The sequence below is a fragment of the Nocardioides glacieisoli genome, assembly GCF_004137245.1.
GTDB classification, from domain to species: Bacteria; Actinomycetota; Actinomycetes; order Propionibacteriales; family Nocardioidaceae; genus Nocardioides; species Nocardioides glacieisoli.
Window position 1 is genome coordinate 423,214 of the sequence record NZ_SDWS01000003.1, and the last position, 18,400, is coordinate 441,613.

An 18,400-nucleotide genomic window follows, 5' to 3' on the forward strand; every position below is an offset into this window, starting at 1 on the left:
GATGGGGTGCGGACCCCATGGGGCCTCGGGCGCGGCGCATTAAGACTTGCTGCATGCCGCCGCCGGACGAGAACACCGTGGTCGACCCGACCGGCACGGCGTGGGTCGTCTGGCTGGTGATCGTCGGGCCGGGCCTGCTGTTCGCGACCCTCGCCTGCGTACGCCGGGCAGGTCCCGGCGAGCACGTGGTGGTCGTCCGCCAGGGCCGGGTCGTGCGGTCGCGGCGCCACGGCTTCGTCGCGCGCGTGCCCGGGCTGGAGCGGTTCGAGCCGGTGCCGGTGGGGCCGCGCGTGCTGCCGCTCGTGATCCGCTCCCGCACCGCCGACGGCGTCGACGTGGTGGCGATGGCCGACCTGACGCTGGAGGTGCACCGGGTCGAGGCCGGCACCGAGCACGTCCCGACCGCGACCGTCGTACGCGTCGCGGAGGAGGCGGTCGGGTCCGCCGTCGGGCGGGTCGAGGTGTGCACGCTCGTCGACGACCTCGCGGCCCTCGAGTCGCAGTGGCCGGCCGAGGTCGGCCGGCGGCTGCCCGACGGTACGGAGGTGGCGGCGCTGGCCGTCACCGAGGTCGAGGCGCGGCTCGCGTGAACGGCACGCCCTGGCTCCTCGAGGTGGCCGTCTCGGTCGCGTTGCTCGCCTCCGCCATCGGGTTCGCCGTCGGTCTCGCGATCGGCCGCGGTCGGCAGCCGCGCTGGCAGGAGAAGGGCAGCTTCGTGCACAAGGTGTCGATCGGCTTCGCGACGCTCGACCGGCTCGACGCCGTGCTGCTGCGCTTCGAGGTCGAGCCCGCGTCCCGGCTGGCCGGCGTCGAGGTCGGCGAGCTCCGCCTGCCGCCCGGGTCGTCCGTGGCCATCGTCGCGCGCGGCGCGGAGGTCATCGTCCCGCAGGAGCGCAGCGTGCTGCGGACCGGCGACCAGGTGCTGGTCGTCGCCGCCCTCGGGCAGGTCACCGACGTCGAGGAGCGGTTGCGCTCGGTCAGCCGCTACGGCCGGCTCGCGGGCTGGGCCGCGTGATCCTCACCTCCGCCGCCCTGGCGGTCTTCATCGTCGCCTACGCCCTCATCGCGACCGAGCGCGTCCATCGCGTCGCCGCGGCGCTCGGCGGTGTCGCCGGCATGGTCGTGATCGGCCTGGTCGACGCCGAGACCGCCTTCTTCGAGGAGCACACGGGTGTCGACTGGAACGTCATCTTCCTGCTCTTCGGGATGATGATCATCGTCGGTGTCCTCAAGCAGACCGGGCTCTTCGAGTTCCTGGCCCTGTGGGCGGCGAAGAAGTCCGGCGGGCATCCCTACAAGCTGCTCGTCCTGCTGGTCCTCGTCGGGGCGGCGGTCGCGCCGATCCTCGACAACGTCACCTGCGTCCTGCTCGTCGCCCCGGTCACGCTGTCGGTCTGCCGTCGGCTCGAACTGCCGTCGGCGCCGTACCTCATCTCGCTCATCCTGGCCTCCAACATCGGCGGGATGTCGACGCTCATCGGCGACCCGCCCAACATCATCATCGGGAGCCGGGCCGGGCTGAGCTTCACCGACTTCCTGGTGCACTCGCTGCCGCTGACGATCATCCTGCTGGCGCTCTTCGTGGTGATGGCGCGGTGGCTGTTCCGCAAGGACATGACCCGGATGGGCAACGTCCACGGCCTCGACGACCTGCGGCCCGCCGACGCGATCACCAACGTCCGGATGCTGCGCCGCAGCCTGGTGGTGCTGGTCCTTGTCATGATCGCCTTCGGCTTCCACACCGTGCTCCACCTCGACCCGTCCGTCGTCGCGATGATGGGCGCCGGCGCCACCGTGCTGGTCTCCCGCACCGAGCCCGAGGAGTTCCTCGAGGAGGTCGAGTGGGACACCCTCGCCTTCTTCATGGCCCTCTTCGTGCTCGTCGGCGCGCTCGTGCAGGTCGGTGTCATCGGCGCCGTCAGCGAGTGGGCGGCCGGGGCGATGGGCGACCGCGAGCTGCTCGGCGCCACGGCGCTGCTCTTCGGGTCGGGCGTCATCGGCGCCTTCGTCGACAACATCCCCTACACGACCGCGACCGTCCCGGTCGTCGAGGAGATGGTGGCGACGACGGCGACCTCCGGCGCCGACAGCCCGCTGTGGTGGGCGTTCGTCTTCGGCGCCGACCTCGGGGGCAACGCCACGGCGGTCGCGGCCGGTGCCAACGTCGTGGTGCTCGGCATCGCGGCCAAGGCAGGGGAGCCGATCAGCTTCTGGGGCTTCACTAAGTACGGCGTCGTGGTGACGGTCGCGACGCTCCTCGTGGCCTGGCTCTACGTCTACCTGCGCTACTTCGCGCTGGCGTGAGGTAGACACCTTCCATGCGCACCCTCGTCACCGGCGGCACCCGCGGCATCGGCGCGGCGGTCGCCCGTCGTCTCGCCGCCGACGGCCACGACCTCGTGCTCGGCTACGCCCGCGACGACGCTGCAGCCGCCCACACGCAAGCCGCGTGCCGTGAGCTCGGCGTCGACTGCACGACCGTGCGCGCCGACGTCACCACGGACGACGGCATCGAGTCCCTCTTCGCCGCGGCCGGCGACCTGACCGGCGTGGTCAACAACGCCGGGGCGACGCTGCACATCGGCACGCTCGCCGACACCCCGCCCGACGTGGTGCGCGCGACCGTCGACCTCAACCTCACCTCGGCGCTCCTCGTGGCTCGCGCGGCCGTGCGCGTCCTCGGGCGCTCGCGCGGTGGCGCAGGCGGCGTGCTGGTCAACATCAGCTCCGGCGCCGCGACCCTCGGCTCGCCGGGGGAGTACGTCCAGTACGCCGCCGCGAAGGCCGGTGTCGACGCGCTGACCATCGGCCTCGCGCAGGAGGTCGCGAGCGACGGGGTGCGCGTCGTCGGGGTCGCCCCCGGCATCATCGAGACGACGATCCACGCCGACGCGGGCGAGCCCGGCCGGATCGAGCGGGTCGGACCGCTGGTCCCGCTCGGTCGCACGGGGCGGGCCGACGAGGTGGCGAACGCCGTCGCCTGGCTGCTCTCGGACGAGGCGTCGTACGTCACCGGCACGACGTTGCGGGTCGCCGGCGGGCGCTAGCGGGCGAGCCGCTCGATCTCGTCGACCACGGCGTCCAGCGGTTGCGTCGCGTCGACGGCGACGCCGTCGGGCAGGTCCTCGCGGCTCGCGTGCACCCGCAGCACGAGCGCGCGCTCGTCGCGGTCGGCGCCGAACTCGTCCGCCGGTCGCGCCGCGAGCCGCTCGACCAGCGTCGCCCGGTCGAGCTCCAGCACGAAGACCTCGTCGAAGAGGTCGACGAAGCGGGCGTGGTTGCGCGAGCCACCGCAGAAGAAGGTCACCTCAGTGCTGTGGTCGGCGACGATCCGCCGCACCTCGGCCACGTCCCAGACGTGGTGCTCGTGGTGGAAGCCCGGCACAGGCTCCCCGGTGACCGGGTCGCCCTGGTAGGCCAGCACGCGATCGCCGTGCACGACGTGGTGGCCCCGGCGTTCGAGCTCCGTCGCGACGGTCGTCTTGCCGGCGCACGAGACGCCTTCGACGAGGTAGTTGCGCACGCCCACGGAACCAGTATCAAGTATTGCCAGCGAAGGGCCGTGTCGTTGGCCGAATCTGCCGTGGGGTGCGTGTGAGCGGCGACACTACGGTTGCGCCATGAGGGTCCTGCTCGCACTCGGCGGCAACGCCATGACGAACGCCGACGGGCGGGCGCGCCCGGAGGACCAGATCGCCGCCGCCCAGGTCGCGATGGCGGCCGTCGCGGGCCTCCTCGAGCACGACCACGACGTCGTCATCACCCACGGCAACGGCCCCCAGGTCGGCAACCTCCTGGTGAAGAACGAGCTGGCTGCGGCCGTCGTACCTCCCGTTCCGCTGGACTGGTGCGGCGCCCAGACGCAGGCCACCCTCGGCTTCGTGCTGATGGACGCGCTCGACCGTGAGCTCGCCATCCGGTCCGTCGACCGACGCAGCGCCGCCGTCGTGACGCGCACGCTCGTCGACGCCGACGACGAGGGCTTCACGACGCCGACCAAGCCGATCGGGCGGCACCTCCCCGAGGCCGAGGCGAAGGTCCTGGTGGGCCACGGCGAGACCTGGGAGGACCGCGGCGAGAAGGGCTGGCGCCGCGTCGTCGCCTCGCCCGAGCCGCAGGAGATCCTCGACGCCCCGGCCGTCCTCGCACTGATCGAGGCCGGCTTCGTCGTGGTGGCCAACGGTGGTGGCGGCATCCCGCACGTACGCCGTCCCGACGGCTCGCTCGCCGGCGTCGAGGCCGTCATCGACAAGGACCTCGGCGCCGCCCTGCTCGCCGACACCACCGCCGCCGACGTGCTCGTCATCGCCACCGACGTGCCCAACGCCGTCATCCGCTGGGGCCGGCCCGACGCGGAGCCGCTCGGGCGCCTGACGGTCGCCGAGCTGCGCACGCACGCGGCCGACGGCCACTTCGCCTCCGGCTCGATGGGCCCGAAGGTGGATGCGGTGTGCCGCTTCGTCGAGGCCACCGGCCGCACCGGAGTCATCACCAGCCTCGACCAGATCACTGCAGCGGTCGCCGGCGACGCCGGCACCGTCGTCGTACCCGCGTAAGACACCCGAAAGGAACCCGCATGCCCAGCGCCATCGAAGTCCGCAAGGTCCCGATCCACTCGGTCGCCGACGCCTCGGAGCTCACCAAGCTCATCGACGAGGGCACCATCGCGGCAGACCGCGTCTTCGCCATCATCGGCAAGACCGAGGGCAACGGCGGCGTCAACGACTACACCCGGATCATCGCCGACCGCGCGTTCCGCGAGGCGCTCGTCGCCAAGGGCGCCGACCCCGAGCAGGTCAAGGGCGTCCCGATCGTGTGGTCGGGCGGCACGGACGGCGTGATCAGCCCCCACGCCACGATCTTCGCGACCACCGACGTGCCCGAGGACGACCCGTCCCGTGAGGAGATGCGGCTCACCGCCGGCTTCGCGATGAGCGAGCCGCTGCTGCCCGAGGAGATCGGCTACGTCGCGATGATCGAGAAGGTCGCCGCCGGCGTGAAGGTGGCGATGGAGCGCGCCGGGATCACCGACCCCGCCGACGTCCACTACGTCCAGACCAAGACCCCGCTGCTGACGATCCACACCATCCGCGACGCCAAGTCGCGCGGCAAGACCGTGTGGACCGAGCACACCCACGAGTCGATGGACCTCTCCAACGGCACCACCGGCCTCGGCATCGCCGTCGCCCTCGGCGAGATCGACATGCCCACCGACGCCGACGTGATGCACAACCGCGAGCTCTTCTCGTCGGTGGCGTCGTGCTCGTCGGGCGTCGAGCTCGACGTGGCTCAGATCGTCGTCGTCGGCAACGCGAAGGGCGTGGGCGGTCGCTACGCCATCGGCCACTCCGTCATGAAGGACGCGCTCGACGCCGACGGCATCTGGGAGGCCATCCGCTCGGCCGGCCTCGACCTGCCCGAGCGCCCGCGCACGAGCGACCTCGACGGCAAGCTGGTCAACGTCTTCCTCAAGTGCGAGGCCAGCCAGGACGGCATGGTCCGCGGCCGCCGCAACGCGATGCTCGACGACTCCGACGTGCACTGGCACCGCCAGATCAAGGCGTGCGTCGGTGGCGTCACCGCTGCGGTCACCGGCGACCCGGCCGTCTTCGTGTCGGTCTCCGCGGCCCACCAGGGCCCGGAGGGTGGCGGTCCCGTCGCCGCGATCGTCGACATGTCCTGACCTGATCCACCACCCTGCGCGGGGCCGACGGGCAACTGTCGGTCCCGCGTGATGGGGTGTCGTTCGTGAGTACGACGACCCGCTACCGGCTGGTGGCCCCCGACCGCTCCGTCGTGGTGCCCGAGCTCGACGAGCACCAGCAGCGCGTCGTCGACCACCAGGGCGGCCCGCTCCTCGTGCTGGCCGGTCCCGGCACAGGCAAGACGACGACGCTCGTCGAGGCGATCGTCGACCGCATCGAGCACCGCGGCGCCTCGCCCGACTCGGTCCTCGCCCTCACCTTCTCCCGCAAGGCCGCCGAGCAGCTGCGCGACCGGGTGACCGCCCGCGTCGCCCGGACGACAGCGGCCTCCTCGTGCTCGACCTTCCACTCGTTCGCCTACGCGCTCGTCCGGAAGTACGCGCCGGCCGAGCTCTACGAGGGCGCCATCCGGCTGCTGTCCGCGCCCGAGGCCGACGTCGTGCTGCGCGAGCTGCTGCGCGACAACCCGGAGTCCGTGGTCTGGCCCGACCAGCTGCGCCGGGCGGTCGGCACGCGCGGCTTCGTCCGCGAGGTGCAGGCCGTGCTGGCGCGTGCCCGCGAGAAGGGACTCGACCCCGCAGGTCTGCGCGCGCTGGGCATCGAGCACGACCTGCCCGAGCTGATCGCGGCAGGCCTGTTCCTCGAGCAGTACCTCACCGTCCTCGACAACCTCGGCGCCACCGACTACTCCGACCTCATCCGCCGCGCGGTGATCGAGGCCGAGACCCACCGCGACGAGCTCCGCGCCCGGTGGTCACACGTCTTCGTCGATGAATACCAGGACACCGACCCCGGCCAGGTCGCCCTGCTCCGGGCGCTGGCCGGCGACGGCCGCAACCTCACCGTCGTGGGCGATCCGCACCAGTCGATCTACGGCTTCCGCGGCGCGGACGTGCGCGGCATCCTCGACTTCCCGGCGGCCTTCCCGACGAGCGCGGGCACCCCGGCGCCGGTGGTGGTGCTCCGCCGCACCCGTCGCTTCGGCCCGCGGCTGCTGCTCGCCGCCGGTCGGGTCGCCGGTCGGCTCACGCTGACTGGAAGCATCGGCGCAGAGGCACGCGACGCGTTCCTGTCCCCGGAGGCCGTCCCCGGCCCGCACGGCGACGGCCGCGTCGAAGTGATCACCTACGACACCGAGCGCGCCGAGGCCGAGCGGCTGGCCGACCTGCTGCGCCGCGCGCACCTCGAGGACGGCATCGCGTGGGAGCGGATGGCGGTCCTCGTCCGGTCCGGACGCACCAGCATCCCGCCCCTGCGCCGCGCGCTGGCCGCGGCCGGCGTACCCGTCGAGGTCGCCTCCGACGACCTGCCGCTCGTCCGCGACCCGGCCGTCGTCCCGCTGCTCGACGCGCTGCGTGCCGTGGTCAACCTCGACAACGACGACCCCGACTCGCCCGACTACCTCGACCCCGGCCGGGTGGAGTCGCTCCTGCTGTCGCCCCTCGGCGGCCTCGACGCCTCCGACCTGCGCGCTCTGGTGCGCCGCCTCCGCACCCGCGAGAAGGAGCTGGCCGACCCCGACGCCCGCCGCACCTCGCGCGAGCTGCTGCGGCTGGCAGTCGTGGAGCAGGGCTTCCTCGACGGGGTCGAGGGGCCCGACGTCGAGCGCGCCGCCGCCCTCGCCACCCTGCTCGGCGACGGTGCCCGGATGCTCGCCGAGCGGGCGGGCGTCGAGGACCTGCTCTGGCACCTCTGGTCGTCGACGTCGTGGCCCGAGCGGTTGCGTCGCCAGGTCGACGTCGCCGGCGCCGGGGCCCGTCGCGCCCACCGCGACCTCGACGCGATCGTCGCGCTCTTCGACCTCGCGTCGCGCGCCGTCGACCAGCGCGACCACGTCGGCGTCGCCGCTTTCTTCGCCAGCGTCGTCGCCCAGCAGCTCCCGGCCGACACCCTCGCCGAGCGCGGCGTCCGGGGCGCTGCCGTCCGGCTGCTGACCGCCCACCGCTCCAAGGGGCTCGAGTGGGACCTCGTCGTGGTCGCCCACGTGCAGCAGGAGGGCTGGCCCGACCTCCGTCGTCGCGCGACCCTGCTGGGCGCCGACCGCATCGGCGTCGACGGGGCCGGCCACCCCGACCTCGTGCCGCCGGTCACCTCGCGCGCGCTGCTCATGGAGGAGCGGCGACTGTTCTACGTCGCCTGCACGCGCGCCCGTCGCCGCCTCGTGGTCAGTGCGGTGAAGTCTCCCGACGACGACGGCGAGCAGCCGTCCCGCTTCATCGAGGAGCTCGGCGTCACGATCGAGCACCAGGACGGCCGGCCGCCGCGCCCGCTGTCGCTGGGCGGGCTCGTCGCCGAGCTCCGGCGCAACGCCGCCGACCCGCTCGTCACGCCGGCCCTCCGCGAGGCCGCCGCCCGGCGGCTGGCCGCGCTCGCGGCCGAGGAGGTCGACGGACGCCAGCTGGTGCCCGCCGCGGACCCCTCCACGTGGTGGGGCACCCGCAGCGCCACGCGTTCGGTCGAGCCGATCCGCGACCCCGAGCGACCGGTCCCGATCTCGGCCAGCATGCTGGAGTCGATCCTCGTCTGCCCGGCCCAGTGGTTCTTCGAGCGGGAGGCCGGGGGAGTCTCGGCCGTGCACCAGTCCGCCAACCTCGGCCAGGTGCTCCACGCCCTCGCCGAGCGCGTCGCCCAGGGCGAGCTGCCGGCCGAGGTGGAGCCGCTCATGGCCGAGGTCGAGGCTATCTGGGACCGGCTCGCGTTCCGCACCCCGTGGTCGCGCCAGCGCGAGCTCGCCCGGATCCGCAAGGCCGTCGGCCGCTTCGTCCAGTGGCACACCACCAACCCGCGCGAGTTCCTCGGTGCCGAGCAGCGCTTCCAGAGCATCGTCGAGGTCGACGGCCGCCCGGTCATGCTCACCGGTTTCGCCGACCGCCTCGAGATCGACGACGCCGGGCGCGTGGTCGTCGTCGACTTCAAGAGCGCCCGCGCAGCCCCGACCGGACCTGCCGTCGCGGCCAACCTCCAGCTCGCGCTCTACCAGTACGCCGTCGACGCGGGGGCCGTCGACGAGGCAGCCGGCCGATCGGTCGCCACGGGCGGTGCAGAGCTGGTGCAGCTCGGCATCGACGACGACTCGGCCGCCGCGAAGGTCCAGGCCCAGCCGGCCCATGACGACGCGGGCCCCGAACGCCTGGTCCTGCGCACCGGTCTCGCCCGCGCCGCGCAGCTGGTGCGCGACGAGACCTTCCCCGCGGTGGCGGGCCAGCACTGCCGCGACTGCCCGTTCGTCGCCATCTGCCCCGCCAAGGGCGCCGGGAGCGTGACCGTCCAGTGACCGAGCCCCAGACCACGCCGACCCGCGAGCCGGTGCGCATCGACACCCCCGAGGACCTGCGTGCCCTCATGGGCGCCGAGCACGCTGCCAGCGACGAGCAGTGGGCAGCCATCACCGCCCCGCTCCGTCCGACGGTCGTGGTGGCCGGTGCCGGCAGCGGCAAGACGACCCTGATGGCGCAGCGCGTCGTCTGGCTGGTCGCGACCGGCAAGGTCCGGCCCGAGGAGGTCCTCGGCCTCACCTTCACCACCAAGGCCGCCGCCGAGCTGCGCCACCGGGTCACCGCCGCGCTCGGTGCCGCCGGCCTGCTCGACCGCTCGGTGGTCGCCGAGGGCGAGGACGTCCTCGAGCCGACGGTCGCGACCTACCACGCCTACGCCGCCACGCTCCTCACCGACCACGGCCTGCGGATCGGCCACGAGCCCGACACCCGGGTCGTGTCCGACGCCTCGCGCTACCAGCTCGGCGCCCGCGTGATCGAGCGCTTCACGGGCCACATCGAGCTGCTGACCGACCATCCCGCGACCGCCATCCAGAACCTCCTCGCCCTCGACGGCGCGATGAGTGAGCACCTCGTCGACGAGGACGACGTACGCCGCACCGACGAGGAGGCGCGCCGCGGCTTCGAGCGTGCTATCGCCGAGGAGGAAGCCGGCAAAGCCCGCAAGACCTATCTCGAGCCACCCGCGAAGGCGATCAACGCCATCGACCGACGCGCCGAGCTGCTCCAGCTCGTCCACGGCTACCGCACCCTCAAGGCCGACCTCGGGCTGATGGACTTCGGCGACCAGATCGCCCTCGCGGCCAGGCTCGTCGACGACCAGCCCGAGGTGGGCGAGCTCGAGCGGGCGCGGTTCAAGGTCGTCATGCTGGACGAGTACCAGGACACCTCGGTCGCCCAGGCGACGATGCTGGCGCGGCTCTTCGGCGGCGGCCACCCGGTGATGGCGGTCGGCGACCCCAACCAGGCGATCTACGGCTGGCGCGGTGCCTCGGTGTCCAACATCCTCAACTTCGCGGAGACCTTCCCGGCCGCCGACGGCGAGGCCGGCCGGCTCCCGCTGACGGTCAACCGCCGGTCCGACCGCCGCATCCTCGAGGTCGCCAACCGGCTCGCCGAGCCGCTGCTGGCCGCCTACGGCGACAAGGTCGCCCGGCTCCGCGCGTCGGAGATCGCGGGCGAGGGTCGCGTCGAGGCCCACGTCTTCGAGCGGGCGTCCGACGAGCTGGCGTGGCTCGCCGCGTCGGTGCGCGAGGTCCACGACGCCGGGACCGCCTGGTCCGACATCGGTGTGCTGAGCCGCGACAACGCGCAGGGGGAGGAGGTCTACGACACCCTGACCTCGGTCGGGATCCCGGTCGAGATCGTCGGACTCTCGGGCCTGATCCGCCTGCCCGAGGTCGCCGAGGTCGTCGCGACGCTGACCCTGATGCACGACGTCACGGCCAACTCCTCGATGCTCACCCTGCTGACCGGCCCGCGCTGGGCGATCGGTCCGCGCGACCTGAGGCTGCTGGCCATCCGCGCCGCCGAGATCGCAGGCGTACGCGGTCGCAGGGAGGCCGCGTCCGTCGCCGACCACCTGCTCCAGATCGCCGACGGGATCGACGCCTCCGAGCTGCCGGCGCTGAGCGACGCCGTCGAATCGCCCGGCGAGGCGGCGTACTCCGCCGAGGCGCTCGACCGGTGCGCGCTCCTCGCCACCGAGCTGCGGCGGCTGCGCTCCCACGTCGGCGACCCGCTGCTCGACGTGGTGCGCCGGATCATCGACACCACCGGCGTCGACGTCGAGCTGGCGTCCGCGACGTCGCCCGCAGCGGCCGCGCGACGCGACAACCTCGACCTCTTCGTGAAGGCGGTCGCGGAGTTCCAGTCCGTCGACGGTGACGTGACGCTCCCGGCGCTGCTGGCCTACCTCACCGCAGAGGACGACCAGGGCAACGGCCTCGACGTCGCGACGCCGACCGCAGCCGACTCGGTCAAGCTGCTCACCGTCCACCGCGCCAAGGGCCTCGAGTGGTCGTCGGTCTTCTGCGTCGGCGTGGGAGAGACGAAGTTCCCGAGCAACCGCTCGCGCACCCTGTGGACCTCCTCGCCCGCCGTCCTGCCGGCACCGCTGCGTGGTGACCGCGCCGACCAGCCGCAGCTGGCCGGCCACGACAAGGCCGCCCTCGACGCCTACCGCGTCGCCACCAAGGCCCACGACGCCGAGGAGGAGCTGCGCCTCGGCTACGTCGCCTTCACCCGCGCGGCCCACCACCTCTCGGTGACGTCCTACGTCTGGGGCCAGCGCGCGACGCCGTTCGGCCCGTCCGACTACCAGGGCGTGGTGCGCGACCAGCTCGAGGAGTGGGGCGACCCGGTCGAGCACTGGCTGGAGAAGCCGCCGCCGAAGTCGCCGAACCCCAACGACGACGTCGACCCCTCCCGCCCGTGGCCGGTGCCGGGACCGGGGGAGGAGGCGAGCCGACGGCTGGCCGCCGCCGAGCTGGTCCGCAGCGTCGACGTGACCGCGCCCGACGCGGACCTCGACGTGGTCGAGGCCGCCCGGGTCGCGGAGTGGGACGACGACCTCGCGCAGCTCCTCGCCGAGGCGCGGGCCGAGCGCGCGGCCGTCGTCGACCTCGAGCTGCCCGACAGCCTGTCCGCCACCTCGGTCGCCCGACTGCGCGACGACCCCGAGGCCTTCGCCCGCGAGCTCGCCCGGCCGATGCCGCGCCCGCCGGCTCCCGCCGCCCGCTTCGGCACGGCGTTCCACGCCTGGGTCGAGCACCGGTTCGGCCAGCAGGCCCTCATCGAGCCCGACGAGCTGCCCGGTCGTGCCGACGCCGGCATCGACGACGAGGCCGACCTCGGCGAGGTGGTCAAGCGGTTCGAGGACGGTCCCTTCGGCGACCGCGCCCCCCACGCCGTCGAGGCGCCCTTCGCGCTCGTCCTCTCCGGCCAGGTCGTCCGAGGCCGCATCGACGCGGTCTACGCAGAGCCTGCCAAGTCAGGCCGGGGCTTCCTCGTCGTCGACTGGAAGACCAGTCGCCACGAGACCTCCGACCCCCTCCAGCTCGCCCTCTACCGCCTCGCCTGGGCCGAGCTCACCGGCACGCCCCTCGACCAGGTGCGCGCTGCGTTCCACTACGTGCGTTCGGGCCGCACGGTCGAGCCGCCCGACCTCCCCGACCGCGCCGGCCTGGAGAAGCTCCTCGACCTCTGAGGTCCCGGCCGAGCGGTGCGTGAGGAGGATTCCGGGGCCGCCGCATCCTCGTCACACACCGCTCCTCGGCGCGCCGCCGTACGGCACGCCTGTGAGCGGTGGGTCAGGAGGATCCCGACGGTAGGAAATCCCTCTCACGCACCGCCCGGGCGGTGGTCCAGCCACACTCCCGCGCCAGGAAACGTGGCTCCACCACCGCCCGCCGGCGCGGCGTACGCCGACAAGCCAGCGAGCGGTGGTCCAGCCACATTCCTGTGTCGGAGAATGTGGCTGGACCACCGCCCAACCACGGAGTCGACGTCAGGCCAGTGCAGCCGTGAGCGCGATCTCGACCATCTCGCCGAAGGTCTGCTCACGCTCCTGCGAGGTCGTCTCCTCGCCGGTGACGATGTGGTCGGAGACGGTGCAGATCGCGAGCGCCCTGCGGCGGTGCTTCGCGGCGAGCGTGTAGAGCCCGCTGGCCTCCATCTCCACGCCCAGGACGCCGTACTTCACCATCTCGCCGAGCAGCTCGGGGCGGGCGGGGTAGAACGAGTCGCTGGAGAAGATCAGGCCGACGTGGAAGGGCGAGCCACCCTCGCGCGACTCGGCCGCCTCGACCGCGCCGCGCAGCAGCCCGAAGTCGGCGACCGGCGCGTAGTCGAGGCCGTGGAACGCGATCCGGTTCATCGAGGAGTCCGTGCAGGCGCCGGAGGCGATGATGACGTCGCGCACGCCGACGTCCTCCGTGACCGCGCCGCACGAGCCGACCCGCACGATCGACTGCACGTCGAAGTCCGTGAACAGCTCGTTGACGTAGATCGCCATCGACGGCTGGCCCATGCCCGAGCCCTGCACGGAGACCGGCTGGCCGTTCCACGTGCCGGTGAAGCCGTACATCCCGCGCACCTCGCTGTAGCAGCGGGAGTCGTCGAGGAAGGTCTCCGCGATCCACTTCGCCCGCAGCGGGTCGCCGGGCAGGAGGACGGTGGGGGCGATGTCGCCGGGCTGGGCGCCGATGTGCGTGCTCACGGCGCCCAGCCTAGGTGTCAGCCCGCGTTGGCCACGACCTCGTTGGGCGTGTGTGGCAGGTCGAGCGTCGAGACCACCCGGCCGCGGTCCAGGTCGACCACGTGCACCCGGTCGTGGCGCGGATCGGTGACGTACGCCGTCTCGTCCACGACGTGGAGCGCCGGACGGGGCTGCTGCCAGTCGAGCGGCTCACGCCACCGGTCGACGACGTCGATCGTGTCGAGGCGCTTCCCGCTCTCGGGGTCGAGCACGTGCAGGGCGCCGTCCGTGCCGAGCACGAGCGCCTCGCCCTCGGGGCCGCGGCCCAGCGAGCGGAAGCTGTAGCTCGTGCCGAGGTCCACCAGTCGCAGGGACGCGTCACGGGTGTCGATCAGCGACACCCGGGTCGGCCGCTCGAGCTCGGCGTCGGCGTCGGTCTTGTAGTCGCCGAGGAGCACCGGCGAGACCTCGGACCCGGCCTGGTTGCCGATCCGCCCGTACGCGTCCGGGCTGCTGACCTTGGTGATGTCGCGTCCGTCGACGACGACCGCGCCGTCCTCGCAGCCGAACACCGCCGCGTCCTCGGCGAATGCCTCGCCGTGGATCCCGGGGCACTCGTCGGTCTCGGCGAGGACGGCGCCGGACGGACCGACGAGGCGTACGCCGGAACGCGTCTCCTCGTCGCCGACGGTCATCAGCAAGTTGCGGTCCACGAGCTGCACGGCCACGCCGTGGTGAGCCTCGTCGGCCGCTGCGGTGGTGATCTCGGGCTGTCCCTCGACGAGGTCCTCGGGGTCGAAGACGGTGATCGTGCCGGTGCCGTCGTCGAAGAGCGTCGTGAGGCCGTCGTGCGCCACCACGTGACCCGGCTCCGCGCCCTCGATCAGGGCTCCCGTGAGCCCGGGCTCGTCACCGGTGTAGTGGTGCGCGTGGTCGCCGTGCTCGTGGCCCCAGGAGCCGAGGTCCAGCACGTTCCAGCCGAGGTTCGTGCTCACCAGTGCGTGGCGGCCGTCGCCGGCGGGGGAGACCCGGACGAAGCCCTCGAGCGGCTCGTCGGACACGACGTCGCCGCTGGTCACGTCGACGACCATGACCCCGCCGTCGTGGGTGACGGCGAGGCGGGGAGTCGCCGAGGCCGACTCGGTGCCGCCGGTGTCGGTGTCAGAGGCGTCGGGTTCGGGCCCGGGATCGCGGTCGGTCGACGTGCCGCAGGCGGACGAGCCGAGGACGACGAGGGTGGCCAGGAGGACGCGGATGCGGCTTCTATTCATGAGAATGATTCTCAACTCAAATGAGAACGATTGTCAAAAGTCGTGCCCGATAGCCTGACGGGGTGAGCTCCGAGCGCCTTCTCCCGCACGCCGCCCTGTCGGCCCACGCGCACAACCGCATCGGCCTGCGCCGCACCGACGAGGCGTGGCTCGATGCGCGGATGGCCGACCCGGCGACCCGGGTGCTGGTCGTCTCCGGCAACCGCCTGCGCCCCGCTCGAGGCGCGGTCGAGTGGGTCTCGCCGGACGATGCGCCCGACGGGACGCTGGTGCTCCTCGGCGACCGCGACGACGTGGTGCACCTGGCCGTCATCGTCGCGCCCGAGGACGCCCCCGGCGATGCCGGCGAGTGGGTGCCGCTGCGCGACGTGCTGACCCTGCTCGCGGAGGGTACGCCGGAGCAGGCGCCGCTCGTCATGCACGCGATCGGGCTGGCCGAGTGGCACCATGCGATGCGCTTCTGCCCGCGCTGCGGAGGCACTCTGGTCAGCCGCGCGGCGGGCCACGAGCTGCGGTGCACGCAGTGCGACCGGGCGCAGTTCCCGCGCACCGACCCGGCCGTGATCATGGCGATCACGCGCGGCGAGGGGGACGACGAGGCGATCCTGCTCGGCCGCAACCGAGCCTGGCCGTCCGGTCGCTGGTCCACGCTCGCCGGGTTCTGCGAGCCGGGGGAGACCCTCGAGGACGCCGTGCGCCGCGAGGTCGATGAGGAGGTCGGCGTCCGGGTCGGCGAGGTGAGCTACTTCGGCAGCCAGCCGTGGCCGCTCCCCGCGAGCCTGATGCTCGGGTTCACCGGTCGGGCGCTCAGCACGGAGATCGACGTCGACGGCGCGGAGATCGAGGAGGCGCGGTGGTGGACGCGCGCCGAGTTCGAGGCTGCCGGCCGCGCGGGTGAGATCGTCGTGCCGCGAGGGATCTCGATCTCGTCCTCGCTCATCGAGAGCTGGTTCGGCCGTCCGCTCGACGGACCGGGCTGGGACTAGCGGGTCGGTCGCTGGTCAGTCGCACTGGTCGCAGATGCCCGTGGCGGGCATCGCGATGTAGCAGCGGGGGCACAGGTTGTCGACGATCCGGTCGCTCGCGGCGACGCGTGGGCGCGGCGTGGCGCGCGGGGCGGCCGCCGCCCGCGGCGTGCGAGGCGTGGTCGACCGCGTCCCCGGCACCCGCTGGGGAGCGGGCGGCGAGTCGTCGCGGATGTCGAAGCCGAGCCGCGTCAGCACCTTGCTCGCGGCAGCGGAACCGCCGGGGATGTCGGCGGCGGTGAGGGTGCGCCCGGTGGCGAGGCCGTGGGCGATCCCGGCGATGGCGGCGGCGTCGTACTCCCGGCCTTGGTGCAGCAGGACGTGGGTGGAGACGCTTCCGTGGACGAGCATGTAGTTGCCCCCGCCCGCCGTGTCCCAGGTCTCGATGGCGGTGAGGACGTGGGGACGGTCGATCGAGTTCAGCAGGGACACGTGATCAGGCTATCCCCGCAGGTGCGGCGGCGCGCGGCCAGCCTCATGAAAGCGACGCCAGCCGGTCCTTGACCTGGGCCACCGACGGGTTGGTGAGCGTGCTGCCGTCGCTGAACAGCAGGGTCGGCACGGTCTGGTTGCCGCCGTTGGCCTGCTCCACGGTGAAGGCGGCGTCCGGCTGCTGCTCGATGTCGACGATGTCGAAGGTGATCCCCTCGCGGTCGAGCTGGCTCTTCAGGCGGTGGCAGTAGCCGCACCAGGGCGTGGTGAACATCGTGAACTGGTTGTCGGACATGTCCGGTCCAACGACGCTGTCGCCGCGGGCATTCCCGCACACGAGGCTGTGGAGAGCGGTCGGCCGGCTGTCGGCCCCGGCGCATAGGGTTGGCGCGTTCGTCCACCCACCCCGCCAGGAGCCGACGTTGCTCGAAGCGCTCGATCCCGAGCAGCGACAGGTCGCCGAGGCGCTGCGCGGTCCCGTGCGCGTGCTGGCGGGCGCCGGCACGGGCAAGACGCGGGCCGTCACGCACCGAATCGCCCACGGCGTGGCAACTGGGGTCTATGCGCCGACCGAGGTGCTTGCGCTGTCCTTCACCACCCGCGCGGCGGGCGAGATGCGCGAGCGGCTCCGCGCGCTGGGTGCGCCGGGTGTGCAGGCGCGGACGTTCCACTCCGCCGCGCTGCGCCAGCTCCGGTTCTTCTGGCCGCGGGTGCACCAGCGAGAGCTGCCCGAGCTCACCCAGTCCAAGCTGGGGATGCTCGCGCTCGCGGCCCGGCGCCAGCGGCTCGCCACCGACCAGGCCACCCTGCGCGACCTGGCGAGCGAGATCGAGTGGGCCAAGGTCAGCAACGTCTCCCCGGACACCTACGCCGCGCTCGCCCGGGCGCGCGGACGCTCGGTCTCGGGGCTCGACCCCGAGGTCGTCGCGCGCGCCTTCGGCGCCTACGAGGAGGTCAAGCGCGACCAGGGCCGGATGGACATGGAGGACGTGCTCCTCTTCGGCGCGGGCCTGCTCGCCGACAACGAGGCCGTCGCCGCGCAGGTGCGCCGTCAGTACAAGTGGTTCGTCGTCGACGAGTTCCAGGACGTCTCGCCGCTGCAGTACGCGCTGCTCGACCTGTGGCTCGGCGGCCGCGACGAGCTCTGCGTCGTCGGCGACCCGGCCCAGACGATCTACTCGTTCGCCGGTGCCGACGCGCGCTACCTCCGCGAGTTCACGCAGCGCTTCCCCTCGGCCACGAGCGTCGAGCTGGTCCGCAACTACCGCTCGACGCCCGAGGTGGTGGCCGGCGCCAACACCCTGCTGGCCGGCACCGCGAGCCAGGGCGTCGCGCTCGTCGCCCAGCGACCGGGCGGCGCCACGATCACCTATCGCGAGGCGACCGACGAGGTGGCCGAGGCCGACGCCGTCGCCGACCGGATCGCCGCCCTGCGCGCGCAGGGCACGCCGGCCAGCCGGATGGCGGTGCTGCTGCGGATCAACGCGCAGTCCGAGCGTTTCGAGGAGGCGCTCGCCGCGCGCGGCCTGCCCTACGTCGTACGCGGTGCGGCGCGGTTCTTCGACCGACCCGAGGTGCGGCAGGCGATCACCCTCGTCCGGGGTGCGGCACGCAGCGGCGAGGGGTCGGGGCCTGTTGCCGAGGCAGTCCTCGCGGTCCTGTCGCAGATGGGTCACTCCGTCCAGCCCCCGGAGGGCAGGGGAGAGGTCCGCAACCGGTGGGAGTCGCTCCAGGCCCTGGTCGACCTCTCGGCCGACTTCGCGCGTGAACAGCCCGAGGCGTCGCTCGGGGACTTCGTCGACGACCTCGACCGCCGCGCCGGCGAGCAGCACGCGCCGGTCGCCGACGCCGTCACGATCGCGACCATCCACTCCGCCAAGGGTCTCGAGTGGGACGCCGTCTTCGTCGCCGGCATGCACGAGAAGATGATGCCGATCTCGCAGGCGCAGACCCCGGCCGAGGTCGAGGAGGAGCGCCGGCTGCTCTACGTCGCGATGACCCGTGCCCGTGACGAGCTCACCGTGTCGTGGGCGAGTGCCCGCGAGCCGGGCGGCCGTGGCAACCGCAGTGCGTCGCCGTTCCTGGCGCCGCTGCTCGACGGCGCGCCCGGTGTCTCCTCGCAGCGCCGCGAGCGCGGGAAGCGCAACCGCGCGGCGATGCGGTGCCGCGAGTGCGGGGGCTCGCTGTCCACGCCTGCGGAGAAGAAGATCGGTCGCTGCGCCGACTGCCCCGCGTCCTACGACGAGGCGCTCTTCGAGCGGTTGCGGGAGTGGCGGCTCGCGCGGGCGTCGGAGGACAGCGTGCCGGCCTTCGTGATCTTCACCGACGCGACCCTGCAGCTCATCGCGGAGCACTCCCCGGCGGACGAGAGGGGGCTGCGAGCGATCAGCGGAGTGGGCCCCAGCAAGCTCACCAAGTACGGCGACGAGGTGCTCTCCCTGGTCGCCGACGCGTCCAAAGGATGATTCGGAGAAGTTTTTCCGGTAATACCCAT

General features: G+C 73.0%; 15 protein-coding genes. 10 read left to right on the forward strand and 5 right to left on the reverse strand.

All coding sequences use genetic code 11. The annotated features are described in order from the left end of the window. The first annotated feature begins 53 nt into the window (after positions 1–53). From EUA06_RS22355 to EUA06_RS09625, 4 genes are read left to right on the forward strand one after another with little or no spacing between them, the layout of a single operon-like run. Positions 54–590: an SPFH domain-containing protein gene (locus EUA06_RS22355; RefSeq protein WP_165354322.1), complete on the forward strand. Its 537-nt coding sequence runs from the start codon at positions 54–56 to the stop codon at positions 588–590. Further along, entirely contained in the window at positions 587–1,015 is a 429-nt protein-coding gene (locus EUA06_RS09615) for a TrkA C-terminal domain-containing protein (protein WP_165354323.1), read from the forward strand. Before EUA06_RS22355 ends, EUA06_RS09615 begins: the two co-directional genes overlap by 4 nt. Further along, the gene (locus tag EUA06_RS09620) at positions 1,012–2,304 is read left to right on the forward strand and encodes an ArsB/NhaD family transporter (RefSeq protein WP_340640785.1); all 1,293 of its coding nucleotides are present in this window, start codon (positions 1,012–1,014) and stop codon (positions 2,302–2,304) included. Before EUA06_RS09615 ends, EUA06_RS09620 begins: the two co-directional genes overlap by 4 nt. 14 nt (positions 2,305–2,318) lie before the next feature. Beyond that, on the forward strand, positions 2,319–3,047 hold the full coding sequence (locus tag EUA06_RS09625; protein ID WP_129474969.1) for an SDR family oxidoreductase: 729 nt from the start codon (positions 2,319–2,321) through the stop codon (positions 3,045–3,047). Here the strand turns inward: EUA06_RS09625 and EUA06_RS09630 are convergent. Next, a complete protein-coding gene (locus tag EUA06_RS09630; protein ID WP_129474971.1) occupies positions 3,044–3,529 on the reverse strand; it encodes an AAA family ATPase in 486 nt (161 codons plus the stop codon). The two genes, EUA06_RS09625 and EUA06_RS09630, sit on opposite strands and share 4 nt — an antisense overlap. Before the next feature lie 91 nt (positions 3,530–3,620). On the opposite strand from EUA06_RS09630, the gene EUA06_RS09635 reads away from it, so the two are divergent. The 4 genes from EUA06_RS09635 (at position 3,621) to EUA06_RS09650 (ending at position 12,188) form a co-directional block, all read left to right on the forward strand. Next, the gene (locus tag EUA06_RS09635; protein ID WP_129474973.1) at positions 3,621–4,556 is read left to right on the forward strand and encodes a carbamate kinase; all 936 of its coding nucleotides are present in this window, start codon (positions 3,621–3,623) and stop codon (positions 4,554–4,556) included. Between the two features lie 20 nt (positions 4,557–4,576). Then, a complete protein-coding gene (gene bar / locus EUA06_RS09640; protein WP_129474975.1) occupies positions 4,577–5,683 on the forward strand; it encodes a barbiturase in 1,107 nt (368 codons plus the stop codon). Positions 5,684–5,748: 65 nt separating this feature from the next. Continuing rightward, entirely contained in the window at positions 5,749–8,979 is a 3,231-nt protein-coding gene (locus tag EUA06_RS09645) for an ATP-dependent helicase (RefSeq protein ID WP_242498064.1), read from the forward strand. Further along, positions 8,976–12,188, forward strand: coding sequence for an ATP-dependent helicase (locus EUA06_RS09650; RefSeq protein ID WP_242498065.1), 3,213 nt, complete (start codon positions 8,976–8,978; stop codon positions 12,186–12,188). The genes EUA06_RS09645 and EUA06_RS09650 overlap by 4 nt, the downstream gene beginning before the upstream one ends. 300 nt (positions 12,189–12,488) lie before the next feature. On the opposite strand, the gene deoD is transcribed toward EUA06_RS09650, so the two are convergent. Continuing rightward, positions 12,489–13,199, reverse strand: a complete 711-nt coding sequence (gene deoD / locus EUA06_RS09655) for a purine-nucleoside phosphorylase (protein WP_129474977.1) — start codon at positions 13,197–13,199, stop codon at positions 12,489–12,491. A gap of 17 nt (positions 13,200–13,216) precedes the next feature. Further along, on the reverse strand, positions 13,217–14,449 hold the full coding sequence (aztD, locus tag EUA06_RS09660; protein WP_129474979.1) for a zinc metallochaperone AztD: 1,233 nt from the start codon (positions 14,447–14,449) through the stop codon (positions 13,217–13,219). A 62-nt stretch (positions 14,450–14,511) separates the two neighbouring features. Here aztD and nudC point away from each other — a divergent pair, with 62 nt between their 5' ends. After that, positions 14,512–15,435, forward strand: a complete 924-nt coding sequence (nudC, locus tag EUA06_RS09665) for an NAD(+) diphosphatase (RefSeq protein WP_242498066.1) — start codon at positions 14,512–14,514, stop codon at positions 15,433–15,435. A 15-nt stretch (positions 15,436–15,450) separates the two neighbouring features. Here nudC and EUA06_RS09670 read toward each other — a convergent pair whose 3' ends face one another. Together EUA06_RS09670 and EUA06_RS09675 are read right to left on the reverse strand one after the other, a co-directional pair. Beyond that, positions 15,451–15,906 (reverse strand): ScoMcrA-related endonuclease, encoded by a 456-nt coding sequence (locus EUA06_RS09670; RefSeq protein WP_129474980.1) that lies wholly within the window; start codon positions 15,904–15,906, stop codon positions 15,451–15,453. 43 nt (positions 15,907–15,949) lie between these two features. Next, positions 15,950–16,201, reverse strand: coding sequence for a mycoredoxin (locus EUA06_RS09675; RefSeq protein WP_129474982.1), 252 nt, complete (start codon positions 16,199–16,201; stop codon positions 15,950–15,952). Between the two features lie 127 nt (positions 16,202–16,328). On the opposite strand from EUA06_RS09675, the gene EUA06_RS09680 reads away from it, so the two are divergent. Then, entirely contained in the window at positions 16,329–18,371 is a 2,043-nt protein-coding gene (locus tag EUA06_RS09680; protein WP_242498067.1) for an ATP-dependent DNA helicase UvrD2, read from the forward strand. The last annotated feature ends 29 nt before the right edge of the window (positions 18,372–18,400 follow it).

Coding starts and splice junctions, on each gene's coding strand:
- EUA06_RS22355 (WP_165354322.1), top strand. CDS start 54: ATGCCGCCGCCGGACGAGAACACCGTGGTCGACCCGACCGGCACGGCG.
- EUA06_RS09625 (WP_129474969.1), top strand. CDS start 2,319: ATGCGCACCCTCGTCACCGGCGGCACCCGCGGCATCGGCGCGGCGGTC.
- EUA06_RS09635 (WP_129474973.1), top strand. CDS start 3,621: ATGAGGGTCCTGCTCGCACTCGGCGGCAACGCCATGACGAACGCCGAC.
- bar (WP_129474975.1), top strand. CDS start 4,577: ATGCCCAGCGCCATCGAAGTCCGCAAGGTCCCGATCCACTCGGTCGCC.
- aztD (WP_129474979.1), bottom strand. CDS start 14,449: ATGAATAGAAGCCGCATCCGCGTCCTCCTGGCCACCCTCGTCGTCCTC.
- EUA06_RS09675 (WP_129474982.1), bottom strand. CDS start 16,201: ATGTCCGACAACCAGTTCACGATGTTCACCACGCCCTGGTGCGGCTAC.